General features: G+C 65.1%; 27 protein-coding genes. 18 read left to right on the top strand and 9 right to left on the bottom strand.

Annotation, left to right across the window (positions count from 1 at the left end):
* Positions 1 to 147 precede the first annotated feature (147 nt).
* The 10 genes from AACH87_RS20580 to AACH87_RS20535 all read left to right on the top strand — a co-directional run bounded on the left by AACH87_RS20580 (position 148) and on the right by AACH87_RS20535 (position 8679).
* The gene (locus tag AACH87_RS20580; protein ID WP_338796426.1) at positions 148 to 897 is read left to right on the top strand and encodes a glucose 1-dehydrogenase; all 750 of its coding nucleotides are present in this window, start codon (positions 148 to 150) and stop codon (positions 895 to 897) included.
* A 213-nt stretch (positions 898 to 1110) separates the two neighbouring features.
* Complete coding sequence (locus tag AACH87_RS20575; protein WP_338796425.1) at positions 1111 to 2097, top strand: TRAP transporter substrate-binding protein; 987 nt, start codon at positions 1111 to 1113, stop codon at positions 2095 to 2097.
* A gap of 70 nt (positions 2098 to 2167) precedes the next feature.
* Positions 2168 to 2689, top strand: coding sequence for a TRAP transporter small permease (locus tag AACH87_RS20570; protein WP_338796424.1), 522 nt, complete (start codon positions 2168 to 2170; stop codon positions 2687 to 2689).
* A 43-nt stretch (positions 2690 to 2732) separates the two neighbouring features.
* A complete protein-coding gene (locus AACH87_RS20565; protein WP_338796423.1) occupies positions 2733 to 3992 on the top strand; it encodes a TRAP transporter large permease subunit in 1260 nt (419 codons plus the stop codon).
* A gap of 55 nt (positions 3993 to 4047) precedes the next feature.
* Positions 4048 to 4902, top strand: coding sequence for a transketolase (locus AACH87_RS20560; protein WP_338796422.1), 855 nt, complete (start codon positions 4048 to 4050; stop codon positions 4900 to 4902).
* The gene (locus AACH87_RS20555; RefSeq protein ID WP_338796421.1) at positions 4899 to 5918 is read left to right on the top strand and encodes a transketolase family protein; all 1020 of its coding nucleotides are present in this window, start codon (positions 4899 to 4901) and stop codon (positions 5916 to 5918) included. Before AACH87_RS20560 ends, AACH87_RS20555 begins: the two co-directional genes overlap by 4 nt.
* A 189-nt stretch (positions 5919 to 6107) precedes the next feature.
* Positions 6108 to 6488: a VOC family protein gene (locus tag AACH87_RS20550; RefSeq protein WP_338796420.1), complete on the top strand. Its 381-nt coding sequence runs from the start codon at positions 6108 to 6110 to the stop codon at positions 6486 to 6488.
* A 111-nt stretch (positions 6489 to 6599) separates the two neighbouring features.
* The gene (locus AACH87_RS20545; RefSeq protein WP_338796419.1) at positions 6600 to 7205 is read left to right on the top strand and encodes a class I SAM-dependent methyltransferase; all 606 of its coding nucleotides are present in this window, start codon (positions 6600 to 6602) and stop codon (positions 7203 to 7205) included.
* 40 nt (positions 7206 to 7245) lie between these two features.
* Positions 7246 to 8022: a tRNA-uridine aminocarboxypropyltransferase gene (locus AACH87_RS20540; RefSeq protein WP_338799040.1), complete on the top strand. Its 777-nt coding sequence runs from the start codon at positions 7246 to 7248 to the stop codon at positions 8020 to 8022.
* Positions 8023 to 8262: 240 nt separating this feature from the next.
* Positions 8263 to 8679 (top strand): hypothetical protein, encoded by a 417-nt coding sequence (locus AACH87_RS20535; RefSeq protein ID WP_338796418.1) that lies wholly within the window; start codon positions 8263 to 8265, stop codon positions 8677 to 8679.
* On the opposite strand, the gene AACH87_RS20530 is transcribed toward AACH87_RS20535, so the two are convergent.
* Positions 8637 to 9386: a DNA-3-methyladenine glycosylase gene (locus AACH87_RS20530; RefSeq protein WP_338796417.1), complete on the bottom strand. Its 750-nt coding sequence runs from the start codon at positions 9384 to 9386 to the stop codon at positions 8637 to 8639. The genes AACH87_RS20535 and AACH87_RS20530 overlap by 43 nt on opposite strands.
* A gap of 233 nt (positions 9387 to 9619) precedes the next feature.
* Here AACH87_RS20530 and AACH87_RS20525 point away from each other — a divergent pair, with 233 nt between their 5' ends.
* From AACH87_RS20525 to AACH87_RS20510, 4 genes are all read left to right on the top strand, one after another.
* A complete protein-coding gene (locus AACH87_RS20525) occupies positions 9620 to 9871 on the top strand; it encodes a hypothetical protein (RefSeq protein WP_338796416.1) in 252 nt (83 codons plus the stop codon).
* A 187-nt stretch (positions 9872 to 10058) separates the two neighbouring features.
* Positions 10059 to 10562, top strand: coding sequence for a DUF1439 domain-containing protein (locus AACH87_RS20520; RefSeq protein WP_338799038.1), 504 nt, complete (start codon positions 10059 to 10061; stop codon positions 10560 to 10562).
* A 238-nt stretch (positions 10563 to 10800) separates the two neighbouring features.
* Positions 10801 to 11784, top strand: a complete 984-nt coding sequence (locus AACH87_RS20515) for an SDR family oxidoreductase (RefSeq protein ID WP_338799037.1) — start codon at positions 10801 to 10803, stop codon at positions 11782 to 11784.
* Between the two features lie 67 nt (positions 11785 to 11851).
* A complete protein-coding gene (locus AACH87_RS20510) occupies positions 11852 to 12220 on the top strand; it encodes a hypothetical protein (RefSeq protein ID WP_338796415.1) in 369 nt (122 codons plus the stop codon).
* Between the two features lie 69 nt (positions 12221 to 12289).
* Here AACH87_RS20510 and AACH87_RS20505 read toward each other — a convergent pair whose 3' ends face one another.
* The gene (locus AACH87_RS20505; protein WP_338796414.1) at positions 12290 to 13903 is read right to left on the bottom strand and encodes a methyl-accepting chemotaxis protein; all 1614 of its coding nucleotides are present in this window, start codon (positions 13901 to 13903) and stop codon (positions 12290 to 12292) included.
* A 428-nt stretch (positions 13904 to 14331) separates the two neighbouring features.
* Between AACH87_RS20505 and AACH87_RS20500 the strand changes: the two genes are divergently transcribed.
* Both AACH87_RS20500 and AACH87_RS20495 read left to right on the top strand, forming a co-directional pair.
* Complete coding sequence (locus AACH87_RS20500; protein ID WP_338796413.1) at positions 14332 to 15396, top strand: pirin family protein; 1065 nt, start codon at positions 14332 to 14334, stop codon at positions 15394 to 15396.
* A gap of 148 nt (positions 15397 to 15544) precedes the next feature.
* On the top strand, positions 15545 to 16018 hold the full coding sequence (locus tag AACH87_RS20495) for a peptidylprolyl isomerase (protein WP_338796412.1): 474 nt from the start codon (positions 15545 to 15547) through the stop codon (positions 16016 to 16018).
* 83 nt (positions 16019 to 16101) lie between these two features.
* Here the strand turns inward: AACH87_RS20495 and AACH87_RS20490 are convergent, their stop codons facing one another.
* The 4 genes from AACH87_RS20490 to AACH87_RS20475 form a co-directional block, all read right to left on the bottom strand.
* Positions 16102 to 16962, bottom strand: coding sequence for a TIGR03915 family putative DNA repair protein (locus tag AACH87_RS20490; RefSeq protein ID WP_338796411.1), 861 nt, complete (start codon positions 16960 to 16962; stop codon positions 16102 to 16104).
* A 15-nt stretch (positions 16963 to 16977) separates the two neighbouring features.
* Positions 16978 to 18270 (bottom strand): putative DNA modification/repair radical SAM protein, encoded by a 1293-nt coding sequence (locus AACH87_RS20485; RefSeq protein WP_338796410.1) that lies wholly within the window; start codon positions 18268 to 18270, stop codon positions 16978 to 16980.
* Between the two features lie 136 nt (positions 18271 to 18406).
* A complete protein-coding gene (locus tag AACH87_RS20480) occupies positions 18407 to 19252 on the bottom strand; it encodes a class III extradiol dioxygenase family protein (protein WP_338796409.1) in 846 nt (281 codons plus the stop codon).
* Positions 19253 to 19372: 120 nt separating this feature from the next.
* On the bottom strand, positions 19373 to 19723 hold the full coding sequence (locus AACH87_RS20475) for a protocatechuate 4,5-dioxygenase subunit alpha (RefSeq protein WP_338796408.1): 351 nt from the start codon (positions 19721 to 19723) through the stop codon (positions 19373 to 19375).
* Between the two features lie 76 nt (positions 19724 to 19799).
* Between AACH87_RS20475 and AACH87_RS20470 the strand changes: the two genes are divergently transcribed.
* The gene (locus AACH87_RS20470; RefSeq protein WP_338799036.1) at positions 19800 to 20732 is read left to right on the top strand and encodes a LysR family transcriptional regulator; all 933 of its coding nucleotides are present in this window, start codon (positions 19800 to 19802) and stop codon (positions 20730 to 20732) included.
* Positions 20733 to 20736: 4 nt separating this feature from the next.
* Here AACH87_RS20470 and AACH87_RS20465 read toward each other — a convergent pair whose 3' ends face one another.
* The 3 genes from AACH87_RS20465 to cobA form a co-directional block, all read right to left on the bottom strand.
* Complete coding sequence (locus AACH87_RS20465; RefSeq protein WP_338796407.1) at positions 20737 to 20979, bottom strand: hypothetical protein; 243 nt, start codon at positions 20977 to 20979, stop codon at positions 20737 to 20739.
* Between the two features lie 120 nt (positions 20980 to 21099).
* Positions 21100 to 21981 (bottom strand): type 1 glutamine amidotransferase, encoded by an 882-nt coding sequence (locus tag AACH87_RS20460; RefSeq protein ID WP_338799035.1) that lies wholly within the window; start codon positions 21979 to 21981, stop codon positions 21100 to 21102.
* A gap of 307 nt (positions 21982 to 22288) precedes the next feature.
* On the bottom strand, positions 22289 to 23188 hold the full coding sequence (gene cobA / locus AACH87_RS20455; RefSeq protein WP_338796406.1) for a uroporphyrinogen-III C-methyltransferase: 900 nt from the start codon (positions 23186 to 23188) through the stop codon (positions 22289 to 22291).
* A 109-nt stretch (positions 23189 to 23297) separates the two neighbouring features.
* Here cobA and AACH87_RS20450 point away from each other — a divergent pair, with 109 nt between their 5' ends.
* A complete protein-coding gene (locus tag AACH87_RS20450) occupies positions 23298 to 23765 on the top strand; it encodes a cytochrome c (RefSeq protein ID WP_338796405.1) in 468 nt (155 codons plus the stop codon).
* Positions 23766 to 23869 lie beyond the last annotated feature (104 nt).

Raw genomic sequence — 23869 nt, 5'->3', positions numbered from 1 at the left:
ATGTCGCTTGTCATCAACATACGCTGCTTTCAGAATTTGCAGCACTACAGGAGACAACGCGCCCGCCACGAGGCCCGACACCACAGGCATCCACCCGCTAGGGTGGGGCGTGCTCCTGCATGTTCAACACAACAGGAGACACAGCACATGCTTCTCAAAGACAAAGTGGCCGTCATCACCGGTGGCGCAGGCATCAACGGCTTGGGCTTTGCCACAGCGCGGCAGATGGCCGCCCAGGGCGCCAGGGTGGTCATCCTGGACCTGGAACGCGCCAACCCTGCCGCGGCTGCCGCCCAGCTGGGCAGCGGGCACCTGGGCTTGGTGGCGGATGTGACCGACAAGGCATCGTGCGACGCCGCTATTGCCCAGGTGCTGCAGACCCTGGGACGTGTGGACGTGCTGCTGAACAACGCGGGCATCACCCAGCCGGTGAAAACGCTGGAGATCACTGGCGCTGACTACGACCGCATCCTGGACGTGAGCCTGCGCGGCACGCTGTACATGTCGCAGGCGGTGCTGCCCGCCATGCGGGCGCAAAAGCAGGGTTCCATCATCTGCGTGTCGTCCGTGTCAGCGCAGCGCGGGGGCGGCATTTTTGGCGGCCCGCACTATTCAGCAGCCAAGGCGGGCGTGCTGGGCCTGGCCCGTGCGATGGCGCGCGAGTTTGGCACCGAAGGCGTGCGCGTGAACTGCATCACCCCCGGCCTGATCGAGACCGACATCACCCAGGGCAAGCTCACCGACGCCAAGAAGGCCGAAATTGCCGAGACCATTCCGCTGGCGCGCCTGGGCCGCCCTGCCGACGTGGCCGGTGCCTGCGTCTTCCTGGCCAGCGACCTGTCGGCCTACTGCACCGGCATCACGCTGGACGTGAACGGTGGCATGCTGATCCACTGATCGGGCATACCCTGCTGCGCCGTTTCAAGTGAGAGCGGCTCACACAACGCAGCGCAGCGTCCTGGGCCAGGCGTTCCGTCGCAGGCGGTGCCAGGCAGCACGCCGGGCACGACAAGACGGAACAACGACGCCAAGGGAGTTGGGTTAGCCGCCCTCAACCAGCGCGCCGCCAGCAGCGCGCGCCACAGACCACAACATCAAGGAGACAACACCATGCAACGCAAGACATTCCATCGCATCCTGTGCGCCGCCGTGTTCACCGCCGCGCTGCCCCTGGCGGCCCAGGCCCAGCAGGCCATCAAGCTCACCCTGGGGCACGGCGCTGCGCCCGGCAACCCCCGGCATGAGGCGGCTGTGAAGTTTGCCGAAGTGCTCAAGGCCAAAACGGCTGGCCGCATCGAGGTGCAGGTGGCCCCATCGGCCCAGTTGGGTGACGATGCCGCCATGGTGACCGCGCTGCGCACCGGTGCCCTCGATATGTCTGCCAACTCGCAAGGTGCGGTGGCCAATGCCGTGCCTGAATACGCAGCTTATGGCATGCCGTTCCTGTTCTCCACACCCGAGCAGGCCTTCAAGGTGCTGGACGGCCCGCTGGGCAAGGAACTGGCGCAGAAGTCTTCTGACAAGGGGCTGGTGGTGCTGGGCTACTGGGACAACGGCATTCGCCACATGACCAACAGCAAGCGGCCCATCACCAAGGTGGAGGACCTCAAGGGCCTGAAGATGCGCACCCCGCCAGATGCCGTGCTGGTGGACATCATGCAGGCGCTGGGCGCAGAGGCCCAGCAGATCAAGTTTGCGGAGCTGTATGTAGCCTTGCAGCAGGGCGTGGTGGACGGGCAGGAAAACCCCCTGGTCAACTTCCACGCCAGCAAACTGTATGAGGTGCAGCAGCACCTGGCATTGACCAGCCACATGTTCCAGATGACGCCTTTCCTCATGAGCAAGCGCACCTGGGGCCGCCTCTCCGAAGCCGACCGCAAGGCGGTGCAGGAGGCTGCCGATGAAGCCACGGCCCTGCAACGCAAGCTCTCGCAGGAGGCAGACGAGAAGCTGCTGGCCGACCTCAAAGCCAAGGGCGTGCAGGTCACCACCATCGACAAGGCCGCGTTTGCCAAGGCCACCGCATCGGTGGAAGACAAATGGCTGGCTGGCCCCATCGGCCCCTACGTGAAGAAGGTGGTGGCCGCGGCTCGCTGAACGGCAAGCCGCAGTCTTCCCAACCCTGCGCTGCGGGCCCCGAGCCCGCAGCGTGCCAAGGAGCTGAGTGATGAACTTTCTGGAACGTGCCGTACTCGGCCTGTGCCGCGTAGTGCTGTGGGTCAGCACCGTGGCCATCTTCGCCATCCTGGTGGCCAACACCGTGCTGCGCTATGCCACCGGCACCAGTCTGCAGTGGGCCAACGAAGTGCCCGAGCTGATGTTTCCGTGGCTGGTGATGGCGGGCGTGGTGCTTGCCGCAGCCCAGGGCGCGCACATCACCACCACCTTTCTGATGGATACCCTGGCCCCCGCGTTGCGGCGCTGGGTCAGCGTGCTGGGCTGGCTGGTGGTCTGCGCCCTGTATGGCACGCTGGCCTGGTCCACCGGGCAGATGCTGGAGATCGTGCATGACGAGAAGTCGCCCATCTTGCAGATTCCTGGCTCGGTGACCTACGCGTGCGTGATGGTGGGCCTGGCAATGCTCGCGCTGCTGGCACTGCTGTCGGCCTGGCGGGCATGGAGTGCCCCGGCTGCATCGCGCTCGCTGCCTGCGCAGGCAGACGCCCCGGTGCCTGAAGCGCATTGGTAAGCACCCTTCTCACACTCCCCAACCTTGACCGAAGAGGCTTCCCATGAGTGCCATCATTCTTCTTGTATTTCTGGGAGCGGCGGTGGTGGCCATTCCCATCGCCCATGCTTTGCTGATTGCCGCGATGGCAGCCGTGGCCACCACGGACCAGGTGCCGCTGGATCTGCTGGTGCAGCAGATGGTGGCGCAGGTGCAGAGCTTTCCGCTCATTGCCATTCCGTTTTTCATGCTGACCGGCTCGCTCATGATGGGCGGGCGCCTGGGGGGCGCGCTGGTGGGCGTGCTTTCGGCCCTGATTGGGCGCTTTCACGGGGGGCCTGCCCAGGTGGGGGTGCTCTCGTCCACGCTGTTCGGTGGCGTTTCAGGGTCTGCCGTGGCCGATGCGTCGGCGATTGGCTCCTTGCTCATCCCATGGCACAAGCGCCTGGGGTATCCGCCTGCTTTCTCTGCCGCCACCTTGGCAGCCGCCGCCACGATCGACATCCTCATCCCGCCTTCGATTCCGATGATCCTGTTCGCGCTCACGTCGAACGCGTCCATCGCATCGTTGTTCGTGGCGGGCATCCTGCCGGGCATCCTCATGTGCGGTGGCTTCATGGCCATGTGCTGGTGGGTGGGCCGCCGCCGCAACTTCCCGCGCGACATCACGCCCATCGAATGGGCCACCTTCCGCAAGCACCTGTGGTACGCATCACCTGCCTTGCTGCTGCCGGTGCTCATCGTGGTGTTTCTTCGCTTTGGCATTGCCACACCGACCGAGGTGGCCGTGCTCTCGACCTTGTACGCAGCCGCTGTGTCTGCGGTGTTCTACCGCGATCTTTCCTGGGCGCGCCTGAATGATGCGGTGGTGCACGCCGGTCTGGCCACCGGTGTGGTGCTGCTTGTGATCATGTCGTCTGCCGCCATTGGCTGGTTGTTGACGTTTGACCAGATGCCCAGCGGCGTGGCTGCGTGGATCACGCAGAACGTGGGGCAGCCCTGGGTGGTGATTCTCATCATGAACCTCATGATGCTGTTCATCGGCATGTTCATTGATCTGCCTGCCGCTGTGCTGCTGCTCACGCCGGTGTTTGTTCCGCTGGCGCAGTCCATTGGCATGGACGTCGTGCAGCTGGGAATCATGATGGTGGTGAACCTGGCTGTGGGCCTGTACACCCCGCCCGTAGGCACCACGCTGTTCATCACCAGCGCATTGGCCAAGGTGAAGGTGGGGCAGACGGTGCGCGAGCTGGGGCCGTTCTATCTGGTCGCCTTCCTGGTGCTGGCCCTGGTGTCCTATGTGCCCGCCAGCATCTTGCGCTGACGCCGCTTTGTCTCGCGCTTAACGCTTTTCCCGCAGTCTTTTTCAGGAGAGTTTCATGACTACAAACGCAGCGTCTGTGCCTGCGCTGGCAGCGTGCGCCCATCGCATCCGCCGCTATGCCGTGCGCATGGGTGAGGTCCAGGGCCAGGGCTACATCGGCCAGGCCCTGGGCTGGGCCGATGTGCTGGCCGTGGCCTATGGGCACGCCCTCAACCTCCGGCCTCAAGAGCCCGAATGGGAGGGCCGCGACCGGTTCCTGCTCTCGCACGGCCACTACGCCATTGCGCACTACGCGGCGCTGATCGAAGCGGGCGTGATTCCGCAGGACGAGCTCGAAACCTATGGCAGCGACGACAGCCGCCTGCCCATGTCGGGCATGGCCACGTACACGCCGGGCATGGAGATTTCTGGCGGATCGCTGGGCCAGGGGCTGGTGATTGGCGTGGGCATGGCGCTGGGGCTCAAGCAGAAAAAGAACCCTGCCTTTGTCTACAACAGCATGAGCGATGGCGAGCTGGACGAGGGCTCCACCTGGGAGGCCGCCATGGCTGCAGCCCACCACCGGCTGGACAACCTGATCTGCCTGGTGGACATCAACAACCAGCAGGCCGATGGCCCTTCCAGCAAGGTGCTGGGCTTTGAGCCACTGGCCGACAAGTGGACCGCCTTTGGCTGGCATGTGCAGCGCGTCAACGGCAACGACCTGCCCGCGGTGCTGGCGGCCTTTGACGCCGCGCGTGCGCTGAAGGAACCCAAACCCCGCGTGATCCTGTTCGACACGCTGATGGGCAAGGGCGTGCCTTTCCTGGAAACGCGCGACAAGAACCACTTCATCCGCGTGGACCCGCCCGAGTGGCAGCAGGCCCTCGCCATCTTGGACCAGACCGCCCCCGAAGGAGCTGCCGCATGAACGCCATCGCCAATCCTGTGGCCGAGAAAAAGCCACGCCTGACCACCTCGGCCATGATCGCCTCGATTGCGGGCGAGGGCCAGCGCGTGAAAGCCGCTCCCTTTGGCAAGGCCCTGGTGGAGCTGGCCGCGAACCGTCCCGAGATCGTGGGCATGACCGCTGACCTGGCCAAGTACACCGACCTGCACCTGTTTGCGCAGGCCCACCCCGAGCGCTTCTACCAGATGGGCATGGCCGAGCAGCTGCTGATGGGCGCTGCAGGCGGCATGGCCAAAGAGGGGCTGATCCCGTTTGCCACCACCTACGCCGTGTTCGGCACGCGTCGCGCCTACGACTTCATCCATCAGGTGATTGCCGAGGAAAACCTCAACGTCAAGATCTGCTGCGCGCTGCCCGGCCTGACCACCGGTTACGGCCCCAGCCACCAGGCCACGGAAGACCTAGCCATGATGCGCGGCGTGCCCGGCCTCACCATCGTGGACCCCTGCGATGCGCTGGACATTGAGCAGGCGGTGCCCCAGATTGCAGACCACTCCGGCCCGGTCTACATGCGCCTGCTGCGCGGCAATGTGCCGCTGGTGCTGGACGAAATCGAGGGCTACCGGTTTGAGCTGGGCAAGGCCAAGCGGCTGGTGGATGGCAACGATGTGCTGATCATCTCCAGCGGCTTCATGACCATGCGCGCACTGGAGGCTGCGCGTGCCCTGCAGGCCGACAACGTGGGCGCTGCCGTGCTGCACTGCCCCACCATCAAGCCGCTGGATACCGCCACCATCCTGGCCGAAGTGCAGCGCAAGCCGCGCCTGGTGGTGGTGGCAGAGAACCACTCCGTCATCGGCGGGCTGGGCGAGGCCGTAGCCAGCGCCTTGCTGCAAAACGGCGTGGCTCCCCAGCGCTTTCGCCTGGCGGGCCTGCCCGACGCGTTTCTGGATGCGGGGGCTCTGCCCACCCTGCACGACCGCTACGGCATCAGCACGGAGGCCCTGTCCCGCCGCATCAAGGGATGGCTGGGTTGACGGGCTGTTGAGCACCCGGCGGCAGGCCCCTGCTGCCGCGTTTACCATCGCAAGGTCGGCGCGCACATGCGCCGCGCAAATCCCCCCGGCCCGGGCCTGGGGGATTTGTCGTTTGGGGAGCGCGGCCACCGTGGGCGCTCCTCTGTGACCAGCCCGCAAGGGTGCTCAAAGCCATCAAGGAACCGCTGTATGTTCAGTCATGTGATGCTGGGTGTGAACAACCTGGAAGTGTCCAAGAAGTTTTATGACGCCGTCCTCGGCACGCTGGGCGTGCCCGCAGGCGTGGCCAACAAGAACCGCTACTTTTACCGCAGCCCCACAGGCACGTTCTGCATCACCACCCCCATCAATGGTGAGCCCGCCACACACGGCAACGGCGCAACCACCGGCTTTCTGGCCGAGTCGCCCGAGCAGGCCGATGCCTGGCACGCCGCTGGCGTGGCCAACGGCGGCGTGACCTGCGAAGACCCACCCGGCTATCGCGAAGGCCCTGGCGGCAAGCTGTACCTGGCCTATCTGCGCGACCCTGACGGCAACAAGCTGTGCGTGCTGCACCGCCCGAAAGCCTGAAGCCGCCAGTCTGCTGAAGCAATATTTGCTATATTTTTAAGAGCTTCCCGCGCTTGATGTGTGAGCGCTGGAAGCTCTTTTCATTGAAATCTCCCGAGGAAGACCCCCTGCATGCAATCCGCCAGTGCCACCCTGTTTGACGAGGCCTACTACCAGCGCTTTTACTTCGACAAGAAAACCAGCGTGGTAGACCCGCAGCACATGGAGCGCCTGGGCACGTTTGTGAGCAGCTACCTCAAGTACCTGCGCGTGCCGGTGCAGCGCGTGCTGGACGTGGGCTGTGGCATTGGTTTGTGGAAGGGCATCATCGAGCAGCATTTTCCGGGGGCCAGCTACCAGGGGGTGGAGTTCAGCCCCTACCTGTGCGAACGCTTTGGCTGGCAGCAGGGCTCGGTGGTGGACTATGCGGCCAGTGCGCCGTTTGACCTAGTGATCTGCCAGGGCGTGCTGCCCTACCTGAACCCGAGCGACCTGAAAGCCGCGCTGCACAACCTGGGCCGCCTCTCCAAAGGCGCGCTGTATGTGGAGGCCGTCTCGCGCGAGGACTATGAGCAGGACATCATCGACGAAGACCTGACGGACAACCGCGTGTTCCGCCACCGTGCCGAGCTGTACCGGCGCGGCCTGCGCCAGGGCTTTGTGGAAGTGGGCGGCGGCGTGTGGCTCAGCCGCGAGGCCGAGGTGCCCATGTTCGCGCTGGAGCATGTGGGTGGCTGAACACGCAGCGGACTCTGGCCCTGCACCCGTTGCGCCCGAGGTGCCTCATACGCCCCATACACCCCAAACGCCGCCCCGGGCACCCCATGCCGTATCGCGCCTGCGCACCGCACGCCTTGCCCGCAGTGCCAAACCCTTTCTGGCCCGGGGCGGCCCGCGCGGCGAGCGCTGCCCCGGCTGCCGCCTGGTGCCCAGCCACTGCCTGTGCAGCCTGCAGCCGGTGATGCCCACGCGCGCTGGGGTATGCCTGCTGATGGCCGACATCGAACCCCTCAAGCCCAGCAACACCGGCTGGCTGATTGCCGATGTGGTGCCAGACACCTTTGCCTTTGGCTGGGCTCGCACCGAGGTAGATCCGGGCCTGATCGCACTGCTGGCCGATCCGCAGTGGCAGCCCTATGTGGTGTTTCCGGGCGAGTTTGTGGAGCCTGCGCGGGTGGTGACGGAGGTCGCTGAGCCAGATGCGGACACCGCTAATGGCAAGCGCCCTCTCTTCATCCTGCTCGACGCCACCTGGCCCGAGGCGCGCAAGATGTTCCGCAAGAGCCCGTACCTGGACCGCTTTCCGGTGCTGAGCCTGCAGCCCGAGCAGATCTCGCGCTACCAGCTGCGCCGCTCGCGCCGGGACGACCACTTCTGCACCGCCGAAGTGGCGGGCCTGTGCCTGGACCTGGCGGGCGAGCCGCAGGCCGCGCAGGTGCTGCAGGCTTACCTGGACGTGTTCACCCACCACTACCTGCAGGCCAAGCACCAGCTGCCGCCGGACTGGGAGGGGGATGCGCACCTGCAATTGCGTGAGGCACTTGGGAAGAGCTAGCCCCTTTTTGCAGGCATTAGCTGGACATCCACTGCGCAACAAAGAGGTCCGGCACACATTCCCGGCGGTTCAGTGACGGATTGCACAGCGCCATGCGCTGTGGTTGCAACTGGTGACGTTTTTGCGGGCCTCTCGTGGGCACAATCCGCAGCGCTTCAACGCTCCTGCAACGCTGTGGAGCTTGGCTCACCTGGGAGGGGTGCGCTGGACCTGAAGCACCGTCTTAAAAAAGGAAAAACCGTGAAGAAGAATGTGCTCTGGATTGCCGCCTTGTCGCTGGCTTGTGTCACCGTGGCCCATGCAGGCAAGGCTGAGCGGGACTTTTACACCGCTGAAGTCGAACCTGCCCTGAAAACCGCCACCACCACGCTCAAGCAGTCGTGCGGCTGCGATGTGAAGGTCAACGTCAAGCAAGACAGCTTCCAGACCGTGGACCATCTGCGCCAGGTGCGCTACTCGGCGGGCACCATCATCGACAACGCCCCCCGCTACTGCAACGACGCGCCTTCCAAGGCCGCTGTGTGCAAGCTCAAGACCCTGGAGTACGCACGCACAGGCACCACGGCCTTCAAGTTTGCGGCAGGCAAGGGCGTCATCACCCTGGACGAAAGCTCTTACCCCAGCTGGGACATGCTGGCCGCAGAGCTGGACAAGTAACCGGTTCTCGCAGCGCAAGGTGCCATGCACCTTGTGCAAGCCCCCATGCAAAAGCCGCATCGCTCATGTCGATGCGGCTTTTTTTTTGGGGTCACGGCACCAAAGCCGCGGCTCAGATAGCGCGATCCCTGCAGGCCAAAGCGCCAGGGCACGTCCACGGCTTTGGAGATGCCGATGCGCGGGCCAGCCACCACAGTGATGGAGGGTGGCAGCCCCGTCTCCGGTTCCAGCAGGGCGAAGGGGGGCTCTTGCAGCGGCTGGTGGTTGTGGCGTGCGTCAATGCCCAGCGCCTGGGCCAGCCTGCCCGGCCCTGCGCACAGCAGGCGCGCATCCTGCACCCCACGGCGCTGGCGCATGGTGTCCAGGCCATGCGTGGGTTCCAGCGCGCGCAGCAGCACGCCCGCGCCATGGCCCCTCTCGCAGCATACGGTGTTCACGCACCAGTGCAGTCCGTAGGAGCGGTACACATAAGCCCTGCCGGGCGGGCCAAACATGGCGGCGTTGCGCGCAGTCAGCCCACCAAAGGTGTGCGACGCCGGATCGCTCTGGTCATAGGCCTCGGTTTCCACAATTCGCCCGCCCACGCCGTCGACGAGCAGCGTCAGCCCAATCAGCCGTCGGGCCACCTCATGGGCGGGGGCGTTGAAGTCCACCACGGCGGGGCGAAGCGGAACTCCGGATGCATCAGGATCAGCAGAGGCAGGCATGGGCCGCATGGTATCGGGAGCGTGGGCGGGTGCGGGTCAGGCACAATCACGCCCCCACTTCCACTGTGTGCATGTGGCCTGAGCGCGGCTCAACCCCCTTGCCGTTGGATGCCGTGTTGGATGATGTGAGCCTCGCGGTGCGTGCAAATGCTTCTGTTTTGATAGCTGGTTGCGCTTTATCCACGTGCTTTCGAGCAGACTCTCCGGCCAAGAATTCTTCTGAAAGACCACCCATGACCAAAGACCTGGCCCGCCAACGTGAGCTGCAACCCATGACGCTGTGCGAGCCCTGCCAGGGCATCCAGCGCAACTGGCGCAAGGCCCCTGGCCACGCCGAACTGGTGCAGCGCGGCAACCGCAAGGAAGACCGGCCTCAGGGCACCGTCACCTTCACACGCTATGTGTGTGACCGCTGCGGCACCGCCTGGGAATACGAGAACGACAAGAACAACCAGCACGCGGGCTGGTCTGTGGTGGGGCGTTGAGGCGAGAGCATGGTTTCTTTGGGGCCAACTGCCCCTGTCTCGGGCACCTTTTGGCGCGGGGTGCATCTGACATCACCTGTTTTGAGCTGACCAGGAGCCTCTGATGCACGCACACCGTTTTCGCCGCCGCGACTGGATTCAACGCACGCTGGGTTATGGCCTCATCGCGTCAGGGGCCTTGGCGTTGATGGCGGGCACGGCCCATGCGCAGCCCAGCTACACCGTGTCTGCCGAGCAGCTGCAGGACATGGTGGCACACAAGTTTCCCCGCAGCGTGCCCCTGGCTGGCATGGTAGACCTGACCCTGCAGGCCCCCCGCCTGCGCATGCTGCCTTCAGTGAACCGGCTGGGCGCCACCATGGAGGTTGAGGCCGCAGGCCCCGCCCTGCGGCGCAGCCACCCGGGTTCGTTTGATGTGGAGTTTGCGCTGCGCTACGAAGCCAGCGACCGCACGCTGCGCGCCCACCAGATACGGCTGGGGCGGCTGGAACTGGCAGGGCTCAAGCCCGCCGCCAACGAACTGCTCAACGCCTACGCTCCGGCCCTGGCCGAACAATCCCTGCGCGAGGTGGTGCTGCACCAGCTGCGCCCGCAAGACACCGCCGTGTTTGACGGCCTGGGCCTGGAGCCCGGCCCCATCACCGTGACGGACAAAGGCCTGCAGGTCGCCTTTGTGCGCAAACCCGGCTGATCGCGCACGCGGGGCGCGTGAGCCCACTGCACCGTGCAGGACACGGGGCGGCGCGCATTGCGGGCTCCGTCCTACACCTGCGCAGTGCACTGCGCCTTACAAACAGCCATGGGCTGCTGCGGGGTGACTACCCAAAGTCACCTCAGTGCCGCAGCCGGTTTTGCCTGACTTTGTGTTTGCACCCATGGCTCTGACTTCTTCTCATCCCCCTCTCACCAGCACCACCACCCCCCCCGGCATGGCCCCTGCGGGCGTGCAAGTTGTGGTGGTCACTGGCGCCTCCAGCGGCATCGGGCAGGCCACCGCACTGGCCTTTGCCCGCAAAGGTGCCAGCGTGGTGCTTGCCGCCCGCAACCCCGACACTCTCGCACCCGTGGCTTTGGCCTGCCGCAAGGCAGGGGCCAGCGCAGCGCTGGGGGTGCCTACCGACGTCACTGATGCAGATGCAGTGCAGCGTCTGGCCGACACCGCGCTGAGCCACTTCGGGCGCATTGATGTGTGGGTCAACGGTGTGGGCGTGGGGGCCGTGGGGCGGTTCGACAAGACGCCCCTGCCCGCGCACCGGCGGGTGGTAGAGGCCAACCTGCTCGGTCACCTGTACGGTGCCCACGCGGCCCTGCGCCACTTTCGCCAACGTGGGCGGGGTGTGCTCATCAACATGATCTCGATGGGGGGCTGGGTCCCCTCACCGTACGCTGCGGCCTACACCGCCAGCAAATTCGGTCTGCGCGGCCTGTCGGCAGCGCTGCGCGCCGAGGTCTCCGACCTGCCCGAGGTGCATGTCTGCGACATCGCTCCCACGTTTGTCGATTCGCCCGGCCTCTCGCACGGTGCCAACTACACCGGCCGCAATCTGCAGCCGCGCATTCCTTTGCTTGACCCGCAAGCGGTGGCAGCCTCCATCGTCTCTGTGGCCGAGAAGCCGCGCCCCATCACCTGGATGGGCCTGGGTGCACGCCCGGGCCGCCTGATGCATGCGCTGGCACCGCATTGGCTCGGTGGCGTCATGCGTTGGGTAACGGAGCGCGCATTGCACAGCGCGCGGCCCGTAGCGCCATCGCAGGGCAACCTGTTTGCCCCGTCGCGGGGCACAGGCATGGATGGCGGTCAGCGCAAGGCCCATCGCAGCGCAGCAGCCCGGGTGGCCGTGTTTGGCGTGGTGGGTTTGGCGCTAGGCATCTGGGCCGCCCGCCAGCCCGAACCCGGCCGTACCTCGCGTTGACGAACTGAGGCCACTGCCCCTCTCTGCTCCCCTTGCAGGTTCTGCAACTACCGCCAGGAGTTCATCCGTGAGTGCTTCCTCCACTGCCCCCACCTCTCCCGCGCCCAACCCTGCGCCAGCTTCAGCCCATGGTGTGCCCTTTGTCCTGTACGCCCTGCGAGGGCGCGTGTACGCCACCAACGTGAAGCAAAAGCTCATCGACCTGGGTGAGATCACACGCGGTGCAGACGGGCAGTATTCCTACCTGCTGGATGGCGACAAAACCACCGGCAGCGACTTTGCCACCCCCGAGGCCGCACTGGCCCATGTGGCAGCCATGGTGAGTTTTCTGTTTCTGGATGGGCAGTTCACCGCGCTGGAAGACCTGGGCGGTGCCGACCGCCCCGATCTGGTGGATGCCCCGCAACTGGAGGTGATGCTGGAGCCGCCGGTGTAGCGCGCCTCAAAGATCTCTTTAGCCACACTTTCAGGAGCTTGGCGCCCCCGCTCAGGGAGAGTGCCCAGTTCAGCGTGCCGATGCAAGGCGTGGCACAGAAGGTCTTGTTGCGTCAGGGGCGAGCCGGAACAGTGCGACCGAGTCCACCAGCCCTTGCGCCTGATGGTTGAGGTTCTGTGCAGCCGATGCCATTTGCTCTACCAGCGCTGCGTTCTGCTGCGTGCTCTGGTCCAGTTCTGCCACGGATGAGCCAATGTGCCCGATGGTGGTGGATTGCTCTCGGGTTGCTGCACTGATCTCACCGATCAGGTCCGCCACACGTCTCACCTCGTCGACGATTTCGGTCATTGCACTGCCTGCGGAGTTGACCAGGGCGGATCCGGCCTCGACCTTGGAGACGCTGGCTTCAATGAGCGCCTTGATTTCCTTCGCGGCTTCTGCACTGCGCTGGGCCAGTGTGCGCACTTCCCCGGCCACCACGGCAAAGCCGCGGCCTTGCTCACCTGCTCGGGCGGCCTCCACGGCGGCGTTCAGCGCCAGGATATTGGTCTGGAACGCGATGCCATCAATGACGCTGATGATGTCAGCGATCTTGCGAGAGCTGGCGGTTATGTCCGTCATGGTGACCACCACTTGCTCCACCACTGCGCCGCCGTTGGTAGCGGCTGAGCGGGCTGATGCCGCCAGTTCGCTGGCTTGCAGGGCAGTGTCTGCGTTGTGCTTTACGGTAGCCGTCATCTCTTCCATGGAAGAGGCGCTTTGCTGCAGGTTGGTCGCCTGTTGTTCCGTGCGATGGGAGAGATCAACGTTGCCTGCAGCGATTTCGCGCGAGCCTGCCTCCAGCGCCGTGGAGGTGGTACGGACCTGGCTGACGATGCTTGCCAGGGCCATCTGCATGTCGCCCAAGGAGGCCAGCACACTGTTGGCAGGGGCCGCTGCCGCCCCTTCCACCGGGCTCAGGTCACCCGACGCCACCCTGCCTGCGGCAGCGCGCAGTTGTGCCGGGTCTGCCCCCAGTGAGCGCATGAGGCTGCGATTGATGAGCGCTGCCAGCAGCACGGCAGCGCCAATGGCCAGCAGCGATGCAATGATCAATTCAAGGCGCTTGGTGCGGAACTTCTCTGCAGACTTCTTGATTTCCTGGGCCCCCGATGCGGCGATGAGCCTGGTGTATTCAGAGGTGGTTCCAATCAGTTGCTTGAGCAAAGGCTGGCACTCCGCATTCATCTTGGCGGTGGCCTCTTCCTTCTGCCCGGCAAGGGCCTTGGCCACAATGTCCAGCGCCACCGGGCCATAGCGCGACTCCAGCTGTTCCAGCTTGCTGAAAAGTGCCCGCTCTTCACTGGAGGCATCTTTGGCCTCTGACAGCGTCTTCTTCAGCGTGGCAATGCGCTCCTGTACACGCTCGTGCGCGGCCTTGACGGCCTCGGTTTCCGAGCGGACATCCTCCGCTCCACTGAGCAAAATCAGATTGCGTGCCGAGATGGCGCGGGAACTCGCTGCGGCACGAATGTCCCGCGCCAGGCTTCCCCGGCTGAATTCGTCGCTCACAAATCCGTCGAAATCCTGCTGTGACTCACTGAGGCTGGCAACGGAGAGCGTTGACACCCCGATGAGAATGGCAACGAGTACGGAGAAGGCCAGAAACAGCTTGCGGGTAACGGTTTGATTGTGAAAGTCCATGGGGTTCAGAAGATGCGAGGGGCGGAAGTGTGAACTCCGGGTTGGCAACGTCGCGCATTGTGCAGCGGCCAATCATTTTTAGTATTTTGTTCAATTGTGTCCCAGCAAACTCCCGGGCCATTTCTGCTGGGGCGGCCCCGTGAGGGTTTTTATGGCACAGCGCGGCAGATGCTGACAAACACGGCCTACACCGGAATTACAACCAGGCGTGAACGATGGTTGCTACGTTTTTAATAGTGTTCTGCGCAATCTGCATAAGCGCTACAGCCGTTTCCAAAGGGGCAGTTCTGTTGTAACGCCTGTCCGTAGTTTCACTGTCCTACCATTCAAAATCACTGTTGCATCCATCAGCCTTTTGTCTTGGCGCGTGGCCCCTACATTTGTTAGGCCGCTGCCCGACGGGTTGCAGCGCCCAACCAGGAGCCCGAATGTCATCTGCTGTCCCAGCATCCGCCACCCACCCAGTGCTGCAGGCCCAGCCCCTGGGTCCGCTGTGGCCCACGATGGATCCCTTTCTTTTCTGCGCCCACCATGACGATGCCTACCCGGCAGGTGACGGCGCCTTTGCACCCGCCGTGTCGCTCGAAGGCCGCCAGATCGGCAGCGACTTCAGCCGCAAGGACGGCTGGAGCATGTACCACGGCGACACCGTGCCTGGTTTTCCGGGCCACCCGCACCGGGGCTTTGAGACGGTGACGCTGGTGCGCAAGGGACTCATCGACCACGCGGACTCGCTAGGCGCTGCCGCCCGCTTTGGCGGCGGCGACGTGCAGTGGGTCACCGCGGGCAAGGGCATTCAGCACTCGGAGATGTTCCCGCTGCTCAACGCCACCGAGCCCAACCCGCTCGAACTCTTTCAGATCTGGCTGAACCTGCCCGCCCGGAACAAGATGGTGGAGCCGCACTTCACCATGCTGTGGAACGAGCGCATCCCGCGCCTGGAGCACCGCGATGCCAACGGCCACCTGACCACCGTGACCGTGGTGGCCGGGGCATTGCCCGGCGCTGCTGCGCCGCTGAGCCCACCGCCCGAATCCTGGGCGTCTCAGCCTGAGGGCGATGTCGCCATCTGGACGCTGCGCATGGCTCCCGGTGCGCGCTGGACGCTGCCTGCCGCCGCAGGCCAGGGCACGCGCCGCATGCTGTACTACTTTGTGGGCAACGGTTTCACCGTGGGGCCGCAGGCCATCCCCGGCCATGCGGCGCTGGAGATCGTGGCCGGGCAGAGCTGGGAGCTGGTCAACACCGGCACCAGCGAAGTGGAATGCCTGCTGCTGCAGGGCCGACCCATTGGCGAGCCTGTGGCGCAGTACGGTCCGTTCGTGATGAACACGCAGCAGGAAATCATGCAGGCCATGCAGGACTACCGTCGCACCCAGTTCGGCGGCTGGCCCTGGGCCGAGAGCGACCCGGTGCACGGGCCTGAGGCGCGGCGCTTTGCGCGTTACCCGGGGCAGACGCAAGACGAAGTGCCAGAGGCATCGGGGCGTTGAATGCCCTGATGGCACCGGTCGCCGCAGCGACGCCTCCACCGCAATGGCGTTGGGGGCATCGCTGCGTCGTGGACAATGCGCGCTTCGATTTCGCTGGTGTGCAGCCCCGTCTGCACGCCCCCGCAACCGGTTCCAAGGCACATACCGCATGACAACCATCACCAAAGACTCTGCAGTCACCATCACCTACAAGGTGACCACGCCCCAGGGCAAGCCGCTTGATTCCGGCAGCCTGGCCTACCTGCACGGTGGCTATGAAAACATCTTCCCCAAGGTTGAAGCCGCGCTGGAAGGCCAGACCGTGGGCTTCACCGCCAACCTCGATTTGGCGGTGGAAGACGCCTTTGGCGCGCGCGACGAAAGCCTGGTGCGCACCATCCCCAAGAGCGAGTTCCCGCCCGGCGTAAAGGTGGGCGGCCAGCTGCAAGGCGTGGGCAATGACGGACAGCCCGCCATCTTCAACGTCGTCAAGATCAAGGGCCCTGAAGTGCATCTGGACGGCAACCACCCCCTGGCGGGCCAGGCGCTGAAGTTCAGCTGCAAGGTCACGGCAGTGCGTGCCGCCACGGCAGAAGAAATTGCCCACCGCCATGTGCATGGCGCGCACGGCCACCAGCATTGATGCAGAGGGTTATCGGCTGAACTGCTGAATTGCAGACTCGCTGAGTTATCTTCCGCCCACAGCCACCCGCCGGGTGGCTTTTTTTACGCCTGCGCTGGCTTGCCTGCAATGCGCCTGCGCGGCACGGTGGGCTCGGCCGCCACCATCTGCGCGCTGCGCTCGTGCGCTGTCTGCGCCAGTTCGGTAATGAGCGCGGCCTCGGGCAGGTTGTGCCAGTAGCGCGTGGGCATCTCCTTTTTCATCATGGCCAGCTTGAGCCGCGCGGGGTTGAAGATGTGGCGGTAGTAGGTGAGCCACAGGGCCTCGCCCGCATCAGGCCCCGGCGCGTCGCTGCGCTGCGCGCCGGGGCCGGTGTGCAGCTGCCGCCCATCCCAGCGCACGCTGGCGTCGGGCGTGAGGATGGCCCAGCGCATCTGCGTGAAGCGGCGGATGAAGAAGCCCGCATTGGCCTCGGTGATGTAGTGGTCGGGCTCGAACCAGGCCATGTGCAGGGTCTCGCCATCGGGCTCCACCACGGGCCGAAAGCGCACAAAGGCGTGCATCTTGTGCATGTCGCGCCGCACGGCGCGGACCATGTGGTGGGCCAACATGCGGTCGGCGTCCAGCGGGTCGTGCCGCGCGGCTTCGGCCTCCGTGCCGCCTTGCGCCATGCGCCACAGCAGGCGGTACATCAGTGCAAAGCGGGCCGGGTCGCGGTGCAGGATGAGCTGCTCGCACAGGTGCACAAAGTCGGGTGGCACGCGCAGCGTGGGCGCATCGGGGGCTGGCGGTGGCAGGGCGTTGTGGCTGTGGGGCTCTGGCGCAAACAGGTCTTCAGCCGCATCGGCCTGGCAGCGCCAGTCCACGGCTTGCGGTAGCACATTGGCTTGCACCAGGGCGCGTGCGGCGGTGCGAAAGCCTTGCCAGTCGGTGGGGTGCTCCAGCGTGATGGTGTGGCGCTGCATGTGTTCCGCTCCGGCTCAAAACAGGCTGCGTTGCACGGGCGGGGGCGCCAGTTGCGCAGCCAGGTCAGCAGCCTCCAAAGCACGCCCGGGCCGGTAGTCGGCCGCCTCCACAAATGGCAGCACTTTCTTGAGTGGCACATGCAGCCGCGCCAGGTCCGCATGCCGCAGGCGGCGCACGCGGCGGGCGGCCAGCAGGCGGTCTACCGTCTGCACGCCAAAGCCGGGTACGCGCAGCAGCAGTTCGCGCGGGGCGGTGTTGAGATTGACCGGAAAGCGCTCGCGGTGCGCCAGCGCCCAGGCCAGCTTGGGGTCCATGTCCAGCGCCAGCATGCCCACCTGACTTCCCTGTGCGCCTTGGTTGGGCGGCACGATCTCGTCGTGGGTGAAGCCATAAAAGCGCATCAGCCAGTCGGCTTGGTACAGCCGGTGCTCACGCACCGTGGGCGGCGCGGCCAGCGGCAGGGCGCGGGCGGCGTCTGGAATGGGGCTGAAGGCAGAGTAGTACACGCGCCGCAGCCGGTGCACGCCGTACAGCCGCGCGCTGGTGGCGAGGATGGTGCGGTCGTCCGTCGCATCGGCCCCCACGATCATCTGCGTGCTTTGCCCGCCGGGCGCAAACAGCGGTGCGCTGGCCCGGCGCGTGGTGCGCGACTGCGGCATCGACACGATGGTCTGTGCGGCTTGCTCCTTGCGGGCCGCGCGCGATTCGCCAATGTGCACAGCCATGCGGGCCATGGACCGGTCGATGGCCGCGCTGTTTTTCTCAGGCGCCAGGGCCGTCAGGCTCTCGGCCGTGGGCAACTCGATGTTGATGGACAGGCGATCGGCATAGCGGCCTGCGCGCTGCATCAGCTCGGGCGATGCGTCGGGAATGGTCTTGAGGTGAATGTAGCCGCGAAAGTCGTGCTCCTCGCGCAGTACGCGGGCCACCTCCACCACCTGCTCCATGGTGTAGTCGGGGCTCTGGATGATGCCGCTGGAGAGGAACAGCCCCTCAATGCAATTGCGGCGGTAAAAGTCCAGCGTGAGCTGCACCACCTCATCGACCGTGAAGCGCGCCCGGGGCACGTTGCTGGTCACGCGGTTCACGCAGTACAGGCAGTCGTACTGGCAGAAGTTGGTGAGCAGAATCTTGAGTAGCGAGATGCAGCGCCCGTCTGGCGCGTAGCTGTGGCAGATGCCCATGCCCTCGGTCGAGCCCATGCCGCGCCCGCCCACCGAGTTGCGTGGCGCAGCGCCGCTCGACGCACACGATGCGTCGTACTTGGCGGCGTCGGCCAGGATGGCGAGTTTGGACTGTAAATTCACTGTATGAATTTACAGTAATTTGAATGCCTGACGCCAGCTTGGGGAAAATTCAGGAGCACTAACTGCTCCTGAATTGATAGCTGCTTGCGCTTATTGGATAAGTGCTAGAAACTAAAAATGCTTGAAATCGCCGAGGTCAGACCGCTTCCAATGCCATCACCGCCGTAGCCGTGTTCGAAATCGGGATGTGGTAGTTGCTGTGCACCCGCCGCACGCCCGCGCTGGCGGTGGCGAGGGTACCGCGCATCGCCAGCCACATCAGCAGCTCCACGCCCTGCGTACCGGTCTTTTCCACCAGCTCGTGCACGCTGAACTGCGTGGCCCATTCGGGGTTGGTGGTCAGGCTTTCGATGAACTGCAGGTCAAACGCCTTGTTGATAAAGCCCGCGCGCTCGCCGTCGAGCTGGTGGCTGAGGCCGCCCGAGGCAATCACCGCCACCTTCTTGTTGCTGTCCCAGCTCTGGATCGCCTGGCCCACGGCCTTGCCCAGCGCGTAGCAACGCTTGGCCGACGGCAACGGGAACTGCACGGTGTTGATGCACACCGGCACCACCGTCACGGGGCAATCGCCCTCGGGCCAGAAGAGCTTGAGCGGCAGCGTGCAGGCGTGGTCCACCAGCATCTCCTGGCAGGTGGTCACGTCAAACTCCTGGTCGATCAACGTGTTGATGAGGTGCCAGGACAAGTCCACCTCGCCCGGGAAGGGCGGCAGCGTGGGGATGCCCCACCCTTCATCGGCGTTGTTGTATTCGGCCGCCGCGCCCACGGCAAAGGTGGGCATCTTGTCGAGGAAGAAGTTCAGGCCGTGGTCGTTGTAGAACATCACCACCACGTCTGGCTTCTTCTCGCCCAGCCACTGGCGGATGGGCGGAAAGCCGTCAAAGAAGGGCTTCCAGTAAGGCTCGTTCTGCAGGCCCTTGTGGATGGCGTTGCCGATGGCTGGGATGTGCGAGGTGCCGAGGCCGCCGATGAGTTGTGCCATGTCATTTTCCTGATGAAGGTTGTTTTGGCGTGCGTTGTTCAGGCGGCGCCGGGCCGCCCCAAGCCGCCTGAGGCCCCCCTGGGGGGGCAGCGAACCACACGCAGTGGGGAGCGTGGGGGCTTAGTCTTTTCCTGCTGCGACCAGCATCGCCTTGAATTCGTCCTTGGTCATGCCCGTCTGCTGCGCGCCGATGTCCTGCATGTCCAGCTTGAAGATGCCCGCAAACTTGGCCAGGTAATAGGCGTTGCCGCCCGCAGCAATCAGCTGCAGCACGTTCTTGGCACGGATGGCGGCGGCCTGCTGTTCGTTCAGGCCGTACTTGCGCATGTACGCCTCTTCGTCGGCCACAAAGGCCTTGCGGTTGGCCTCGTCGTTGAACGAGAAGCACATCTTGTTCAGCGCATAGCCCTTGCGGGCCTGGTCGCCATCGAACGGCGTGGTGCCGGGGATCGGGGGCAGCTTGGAAGGCATGAAAGTCTCCGGGTCTTGATGTAAGTCAGCCCCGAGTGTCGTGACGCCATTGCCAAAGATGAAGGGGGTAAAGATCATCGAATGCATGAGCAAATTCGATGGATCAGGCCTGGACGGACACCTGCTCAAGCTGCTGCTGGCGGTGCTGGAAACAGGCAGCATCACGGCGGCTGCCGACCGCCTGGGCGTCACCCAATCGGCCGTGAGCCACTTGCTCGACAAACTGCGCGCCATCACCGGCGACCCGCTGTTTGTGAAGCGCGGGCGCGGCATCGTGCCCACCGCACGGGCCGAGGCGCTGGCCCAGCCCGCGCGCGACATGCTGCACCAGATGCAGCTGTTTGCCCAAGGGGCCGCGTTTGACCCAGCCGCCTGGCAGACCGAGCTGACGATTGCAGCCAACGACTTCCAGCGTGACTTGCTGCTGCCCGCGCTGGCAGCCCGCCTGCGCGACGCGGCGCCAGGCGTCACGCTGCGCATCGTGCCCAGCGGGGCGCCCAGCGCTGAATTGCTGCGGTCCGATGCATGCCAGCTCGTCATCAGCCCCCGCCCGCCGGACGGTACCGACATCGTGCAAAAGCGTTTGTTTGAAGACCAGTACCGCGTCTTCTACGACGCCAGCGTGCGCAGTGCTCCGGTTACCGAGGCTGACTACCTGGCCGCGGACCACGCCACCGTGGCCTACGAAGCGCACCGGGGGCTAGACCTGGACCGCCAGCTGCTGGCCCGTGGCGTGCGCCGCCGTTTTGCCGTGCGCGTGCCGGGCTTTGCGGCGCTACCGGCGTTTGTGCGCGGCACGGCGCTGCTCACCACCGCGCCTTCTTTGCTGGCCCGCACGGCGCTGGCAGGCTTGGCCAGTGCGCCTGTACCGGTGGTGTGCCCGGCCATGCCGATGTACCTGATCTGGCATGCGCGCTACCAGCAGGATGCGGCGCATCGGTGGCTGAGGGCGGAGGTGGAAGGTGTGGTCAGCCCCGTGCTTTCAAGGGATACCGCAAGGGGGCCGTAGCCGACTATGCGGCGCCCATCTTGTCGGCCAGCACGGCGGCAAGATGTTGCTTGGCTTCTTCTAGCTGGGCCTTGTCGGCGTCATGCACGTTGCGGAAGAACGCGGCGCAATCGGCCGATCCCGCTGCTTCCGCGTCTTTGATGTACTGGTCGTAGGCCATCAAAGCCTGTGCCTTGTTCTGTACCAGCGTGACCCAGTCGTAAGCCAGGTTGCTCAGTGGGTGTGCATCGGTTGAGTTTTCTTGCATCAGGATTCTCCGGGTAGATAGTCGTTGCACGTTAAAACCCGCGCTAGCTGACTGTTTGCAGACTGAACCGATACGCGCCGCAGGACTGCACCTACGTGCTGCCGGACAGGGCGCCCGTGTCTATCCGGATCGAGCCCTGTCCCTGCGCAGCGCCCCCTTCAACAACCGCGTCGCCCGGTCCCTCAGCCCCACAGGCTTGCCCGGCCGCACCGGGTTCTTTCGTGCCTCCACGCACGCTGCCAGAAAATCATTCAGGATCGCCGTGTCGTCCAGCGTGTCCGAGCCCTTTTTGTGGAACTCCGGGTGCCACTGGGTGGCCGCGATGTAGCCGCGCCCCGGTGCGGGCTTGAGGCGGATGGCCTCGGGCACGCCGTCGGGTTCGCTCAGGGCTTCCACCTCAAACTCCGGTGCCACGCGTTTGATGCCCTGGTGGTGGATGCTGTTGACCCGTGCACGCGGCAGGTCGGGGTAGAGCTGGGAAAGGCGCGAACCCGGCACGATCTGGATGTCGTGAAAGTGCTGGTCGTAGGTGGTGGCGTTGCGGTGCTGCAATGCGCCGGGGTGCTGGGTTTCAATGTCCTGGTACAGCGCGCCGCCAAAGGCCACGTTGATGAGCTGCAGACCCCGGCATACGCCAAAGATGGGCTTGCCCACTTCGGCAAAGGCCTTGACCAGCGCCAGGTCGTAGATGTCGCGCACGCGGTCGCCAATCCATTCCTCGCGCAGGGGCTCTTCGCCATAGTTGCCGGGCCATACATCTGCGCCGCCGTGCATCACCACGGCATCCAGCCACTCGGCGTAGTGCTGCAGCGTCACGTCGCCACGCGCCGTCTCGCCGGTGGGGCAGGGCACCATCACCACGATGGCGCCGGACGACATGATCCAGTGCGCGATGGATTGCTCTACGTACTGCAGCGTCTTGTTGGTGAAGAGGGGGCGGGTCGGGTCAGCGTGTTGAAAGCAGGCGGACAGGCCGATCTTGAGGCGGGGAGAGTCGGGCATGGGCAGCGAGGGGGTGCGCTGGCGGTGGGTGCGCACAGGCCAGTGCTTTTTGTAGCACTGCGCTGCCCGGCTGTCTGTAGGAGAGTATCTGCAGTGCGGGGCTTCTGCGCACTGTGGCTGAGAGCGGCTCACAAAACTCTTCTGGCGTCGTTGCCGCGTCTTGTCGTACTACGCGTACTGCCTGCGACGCAGCGCCTAGCCAGAACCGCTACGCTGAGTTTTGTGAGCCGCTCTTAGTGATGTCAGGCAAAAGTGCCTGCAGAGCTCATCCATAAAGCGCAGCAAGCTATCAAAAGCAGAGCATTTCTCAGGCGGTGGTCATCTCGGGCCGCAGTGCTGATGCCGGTTGTGGTGCCGATGCAGGTTGCGCTTCCGGCGCCGCAGCCGCGCGCGCCACAGGTGTCTGTGCGCAGAGCACGCCATGCAGTTGCACCACCTGCCCCACCATGATGAGGGCAGGGGGTTGGACCTTCTCAGCCACGGCCAGGGCGGGTAGCGTGGCCAGGGTGGCGGCCAGGCAGCGTTCGTGGGGCAGGGTGGCGTTTTCCACCACGGCGGCAGGTGTATCGGCAGGCAGCCCGTGGGCGATGAGCTGGCTGCAGATGGCGGGCAGGGCGCCTACGCCCATGTAAATCACCACCGTCTGGCGCGGGCGGGCCAGCAGTTCCCAGTCCAGGCCCACGGTGCGGTCTTCGCGCAGATGGCCGGTGGCAAACACCAGGGTGCAGGCGTGGTCGCGGTGCGTCAGCGGTATGCCCATCGAGGCCCCGGCGCCCTGCGCCGCAGTGATGCCGGGCACCACGTCAAACGGAATCCCGGCCTGGGCCAGGGCCTGCACCTCTTCGCCGCCGCGCCCAAAGATGTAGCCGTCGCCCCCCTTGAGCCGCACCAGGCTGCGGCCACTGCGGGCCAGCCGCACCATCAGCGCAATGATTTCCTCCTGCGGCAGCGTGTGGCGGGACGATTCCTTGCCCACGTAAATGCGCTCGGCGCTGGGGGCAATGCAGTCCAGCACCGCCGGGCCAACCAGGTGGTCGTACAGCACCAGACTGGCGTTTTGCAGCATGCGGTGCGCCTTGCGGGTGAGCAGGTCCGGATCGCCCGGGCCTGCGCCCACCAGCGTGACATGGCCCGGTGGCAGGCTGGGGCGGGGTGCCGTGCAGGCCGCAGGGGCGGCGGTGCCGGTCGCATCGTTCATCGGGCTCATCGTGGTTCTCGTTGTGGGATGGGAACAGGCCACATGTTTAAACGCAATGCCCGGCCCGACCTTGACTTAGTGCAAGGACGGCGCTTCCAACCCGCGACACGATGCACCCATGCCTCCTGTGCTGTTCCCTGTGTTGCGCTGGCTTTCCCCTGTCCGATCCGGCTTTCAGCCGCAGGTGGATGAGGCTGTGCGCTCCGTGGGCACGGGTGCCGCTTCGGCCGTGCGGGCGGTGTGCGCCATCGCGCTGGCTGCCGTGGCATGTGCCGCTGCAGCGCAAGGCGCGAGCGCACCTTTTACCGTTCCGTCTCTGCAACGCCAGAGCGCGCTGGTGCGCATGGTGCGGCAGGACTGTGGCTCGTGCCACGGCATGCGGCTGACGGGCGGGCTGGGGCCCGCGCTTACGCCGCAGGCGCTGGAGGGCAAGCCGCTGCTGTCCATGGCGTCCACCATTTACGGTGGCCGCCCGGGCACGCCCATGCCGGGCTGGAGCGCCATGCTCACGTTGGATGAGGCGCACTGGGTAGCCCGGCAGCTGGCCACGGGCTTTCCTGAAGAACCTGCAAGAACTGCCCCATGAAGTCCCTGTTTAATCCCCTGTTCGATCGCTCCAGCCGTTCGGCTGCTTCCGCTGCTACTGCTCATCCAGACTTGACTGGCACCCGACGCGGCTGGCTGGCGTTG

This window comes from Acidovorax sp. DW039, assembly GCF_037101375.1.
Classification (GTDB): Bacteria; Pseudomonadota; Gammaproteobacteria; order Burkholderiales; family Burkholderiaceae_C; genus Acidovorax.
Note: the sequence above shows the minus strand (reverse complement) of the source record. Positions and strands in the feature narration are given on the sequence as shown.

Bases quoted from the DNA above. Each gene is read 5' to 3' on its own strand.
- AACH87_RS20465 (WP_338796407.1), bottom strand. From the start codon at position 20,979: ATGCAAGAAAACTCAACCGATGCACACCCACTGAGCAACCTGGCTTAC.
- AACH87_RS20500 (WP_338796413.1), top strand. From the start codon at position 14,332: ATGTCATCTGCTGTCCCAGCATCCGCCACCCACCCAGTGCTGCAGGCC.
- AACH87_RS20570 (WP_338796424.1), top strand. From the start codon at position 2,168: ATGAACTTTCTGGAACGTGCCGTACTCGGCCTGTGCCGCGTAGTGCTG.
- AACH87_RS20495 (WP_338796412.1), top strand. From the start codon at position 15,545: ATGACAACCATCACCAAAGACTCTGCAGTCACCATCACCTACAAGGTG.
- AACH87_RS20450 (WP_338796405.1), top strand. From the start codon at position 23,298: ATGCCTCCTGTGCTGTTCCCTGTGTTGCGCTGGCTTTCCCCTGTCCGA.
- cobA (WP_338796406.1), bottom strand. From the start codon at position 23,188: ATGAGCCCGATGAACGATGCGACCGGCACCGCCGCCCCTGCGGCCTGC.
- AACH87_RS20575 (WP_338796425.1), top strand. From the start codon at position 1,111: ATGCAACGCAAGACATTCCATCGCATCCTGTGCGCCGCCGTGTTCACC.
- AACH87_RS20550 (WP_338796420.1), top strand. From the start codon at position 6,108: ATGTTCAGTCATGTGATGCTGGGTGTGAACAACCTGGAAGTGTCCAAG.
- AACH87_RS20490 (WP_338796411.1), bottom strand. From the start codon at position 16,962: ATGCAGCGCCACACCATCACGCTGGAGCACCCCACCGACTGGCAAGGC.
- AACH87_RS20555 (WP_338796421.1), top strand. From the start codon at position 4,899: ATGAACGCCATCGCCAATCCTGTGGCCGAGAAAAAGCCACGCCTGACC.
- AACH87_RS20515 (WP_338799037.1), top strand. From the start codon at position 10,801: ATGGCCCCTGCGGGCGTGCAAGTTGTGGTGGTCACTGGCGCCTCCAGC.
- AACH87_RS20525 (WP_338796416.1), top strand. From the start codon at position 9,620: ATGACCAAAGACCTGGCCCGCCAACGTGAGCTGCAACCCATGACGCTG.
- AACH87_RS20475 (WP_338796408.1), bottom strand. From the start codon at position 19,723: ATGCCTTCCAAGCTGCCCCCGATCCCCGGCACCACGCCGTTCGATGGC.
- AACH87_RS20480 (WP_338796409.1), bottom strand. From the start codon at position 19,252: ATGGCACAACTCATCGGCGGCCTCGGCACCTCGCACATCCCAGCCATC.
- AACH87_RS20505 (WP_338796414.1), bottom strand. From the start codon at position 13,903: ATGGACTTTCACAATCAAACCGTTACCCGCAAGCTGTTTCTGGCCTTC.
- AACH87_RS20545 (WP_338796419.1), top strand. From the start codon at position 6,600: ATGCAATCCGCCAGTGCCACCCTGTTTGACGAGGCCTACTACCAGCGC.
- AACH87_RS20580 (WP_338796426.1), top strand. From the start codon at position 148: ATGCTTCTCAAAGACAAAGTGGCCGTCATCACCGGTGGCGCAGGCATC.
- AACH87_RS20565 (WP_338796423.1), top strand. From the start codon at position 2,733: ATGAGTGCCATCATTCTTCTTGTATTTCTGGGAGCGGCGGTGGTGGCC.
- AACH87_RS20560 (WP_338796422.1), top strand. From the start codon at position 4,048: ATGACTACAAACGCAGCGTCTGTGCCTGCGCTGGCAGCGTGCGCCCAT.
- AACH87_RS20530 (WP_338796417.1), bottom strand. From the start codon at position 9,386: ATGCCTGCCTCTGCTGATCCTGATGCATCCGGAGTTCCGCTTCGCCCC.
- AACH87_RS20460 (WP_338799035.1), bottom strand. From the start codon at position 21,981: ATGCCCGACTCTCCCCGCCTCAAGATCGGCCTGTCCGCCTGCTTTCAA.
- AACH87_RS20520 (WP_338799038.1), top strand. From the start codon at position 10,059: ATGGCGGGCACGGCCCATGCGCAGCCCAGCTACACCGTGTCTGCCGAG.